Here is a 2426-nt window from a genome sequence, read left to right on the forward strand (position 1 = left end):
CACTCCGCCCCAACAGTCACACCTCAGGACTCATCGACTCCAGCCGCACCGGCTGCCCCTTTCGCATCGCATCCTCACCCACCGAGAATCCATCCATAAACAGGCAAGACAGATGAAAACGACCTCTAAGACGTCGTTTCTTATGGCGTGATCGTTCGTTGAACCGTGCATGACGGATCTGGTTGAGCGTCTGGTGCCGGACGAGTTGTGGGTGGTGTTCCGGCGGGTGGTGCCGCCGACGGAAGTGATACGTCCGCAGGGCGGCGGCCGACGTCGAGCGGGTGATCGGGAGGCGCTCGCCGCGATCATCTTCGTGGCGACGTCGGGTTGCACGTGGCGGCAGCTGCCGCCGGTGTTCGGCCCGGCCTGGCCCACGGTCTATCGCCGGTTCGCCCAGTGGACCCGGGACCGGGTCTGGGCCCGTCTCTACCGCGCGATCCTCGACGAACTCGGAGCACGAGGCGAGCTGGACTGGTCGCGATGCGCGATCGACTCCGTAAGCTTGCGGGCCGCAAAAGGGGGCCGCTGACCGGACCGAATCCGACCGACCGCGGCAAACTGGGATCGAAGATCCACCTGATCTGCGACCGGAAGGGACTGCCGCTGTCCCTGGGCATCTCCGGCGCGAACATGCACGACAGTCAGGGCCTGGAGCCCCTCGTGCGGGGCATCCCACCCATCCGCTCTCGCCGCGGCCCCCGGCGCCGACGGCCGGCCAAGCTACACGCCGACAAGGGCTACGACTACGACCACCTGCGCCGATGGTTGCGCGAGCGGGGCATCCGTCCTCGCATCGCCCGCAAGGGTGTCGAGTCCTCGCAGCGACTGGGCCGGCATCGCTGGGTGGTCGAGAGAACCGTGTCCTGGCTGGCGGGCTGCCGACGCCTCCATCGGCGGTATGAACGCAAGGCCGAACACTTCCTCGCCTTCGTCGGCATAGCCGCAGCCCTCATCAGCTACCGCCGACTGGCGGCTCTCCTCACGGCCTGAGCCGGTTCTGCTGCACGTCGAAACACACCAACCCCATGGACTCCGACACGGCTGCCGCGTAGGCCGACGCCTCCTCGGCCATGCTCCAGCGCATGGGAAAGTAGATCAGCGGACCGCTGGCCTCGCCGATCAATGGCCCGGTTGACCAGGGCGAGGTGTCCTCCTCGTCCTCGGTGAGGTCGCACCACCGCTCAAGCAACGCAGCCACGTAGGCCGCGATGCGCTCAGACGGAGGCTCTTCCACGTCGCTGTCGATGTGGCGGTCGTACAGGTCGTCAAAGACCCGGCCGGCGGTCTTGTCATCCGCTGGTCTCTCGCCTTCCCAGACAGCAAGGTCGTAGCTCATGCCAGGAGGCTCTCATGCCGCTCTGACAGCCATAAGAAACGACGTCTAAAGGGCACAGTCAAGGCGGCGTCCCTGAGGGCGTATGGAGTGGTTCTTCGAGTTGGCTCGGCGATCTTGTTAAGGATTGGCTAATTCGATCGAGTGAACCGGGGAACTCGCGGCCCTGAGCAGCCGTCTTCTCATGTGAGGGCATGTCAGATACCCTCGATACCCCCCAAGTTAGGGGGCGGTCACCTCCCATTGCGGAGGCATGTTCGTGATCTTGTTGACTTCGTTGTCCATCAGGAGGTGCGCGATGAGAGACCCACCCTGACACTTCCGAGTGGTTCCAACACCCGTGCGAAATGTGTGCTCTGAGTGCGTCGAGAAGCGGGAAGAGTCGTGAGGGACCCCCCTTAATAGCCGTAGGCCTAAAGCCGAATTGATTCGGTGCAATTGCAACCTGGCCTGCCGAAGTCAATTCGATCTGCAAGTTCAACCTAAATGGAGCAGAAATGAAATTCCGAACTGAACTAAGGAGACAACGAAGACATGTCCGCACCAGGCTTCGAACCTAGGAAGAGTGCTCTACTCGCTACTTTGCTCGTACTGGCCGCTTCCCTCGCGGTTTCCCTGGGGGCAGGGTGGCTATCAACAACCGCAGGTAATACAGGATGGGAAGCGCTCCAGGTGGCAGGTAGTGCCTTTATTGGTGGAGCCACCGTTCTGGGCATCTGCGTAACCATCTACTACATGATCAAAAATAGTAACCGGTAGCTATAGATTAGCGATTCAAAATTAAGCCCCGTGGTGAACGCGCGCACCTCGGGGCTTTCCCTTGCCCTGAGCCGCGGGGGCACAGGCCTGAATGCACCTACGAGGTCGGTGGAGCGGCTTTGGGCTGGAGCTGCATTGGGGCGAGTGATCTTGGTCCCGTAAGCTGGGTTCAGATCCCACACCCACCGCAGTGAGTTACGGCCCCTGACCAGGCAAGACGGTCGGGGGCCGTTGTCATGGGCTGGGGTCACGTCTGCACCTCGTGGTCCCGGGCCAGGCCGAGCCAGTCCAGGTCCCGTAACGCCTCCGTCGTGTCGTGGGGGTTGGGGATGTG

The 2426-nt window shown here is 62.6% G+C and carries 2 protein-coding genes; one reads left to right on the plus strand and one right to left on the minus strand.

Annotated features, from left to right (window positions below; translation table 11 throughout):
• The first annotated feature begins 169 nt into the window (after window positions 1-169).
• Window positions 170-990 (plus strand): IS5 family transposase gene (locus tag DMH12_RS38175; RefSeq protein WP_390056890.1). Its coding sequence is split into 2 segments (ribosomal slippage): window positions 170-527 and window positions 527-990, totalling 822 coding nucleotides; the frame shifts between segments, so codons are not numbered across the junction.
• Here DMH12_RS38175 and DMH12_RS38180 read toward each other — a convergent pair.
• The gene (locus tag DMH12_RS38180) at window positions 980-1336 is read right to left on the minus strand and encodes a hypothetical protein (RefSeq protein WP_125495830.1); all 357 of its coding nucleotides are present in this window, start codon (window positions 1334-1336) and stop codon (window positions 980-982) included. The two genes, DMH12_RS38175 and DMH12_RS38180, sit on opposite strands and share 11 nt — an antisense overlap.
• Between the last annotated feature and the right edge of the window lie 1090 nt (window positions 1337-2426).

It is taken from the genome of Streptomyces sp. WAC 04229 (assembly GCF_003947455.1).
Classification (GTDB): domain Bacteria; phylum Actinomycetota; class Actinomycetes; order Streptomycetales; family Streptomycetaceae; genus Streptomyces.

What these genes read in the sequence shown, in the direction of transcription:
- DMH12_RS38180 (WP_125495830.1), bottom strand. Translation starts at nt 1,336, where the DNA reads ATGAGCTACGACCTTGCTGTCTGGGAAGGCGAGAGACCAGCGGATGAC.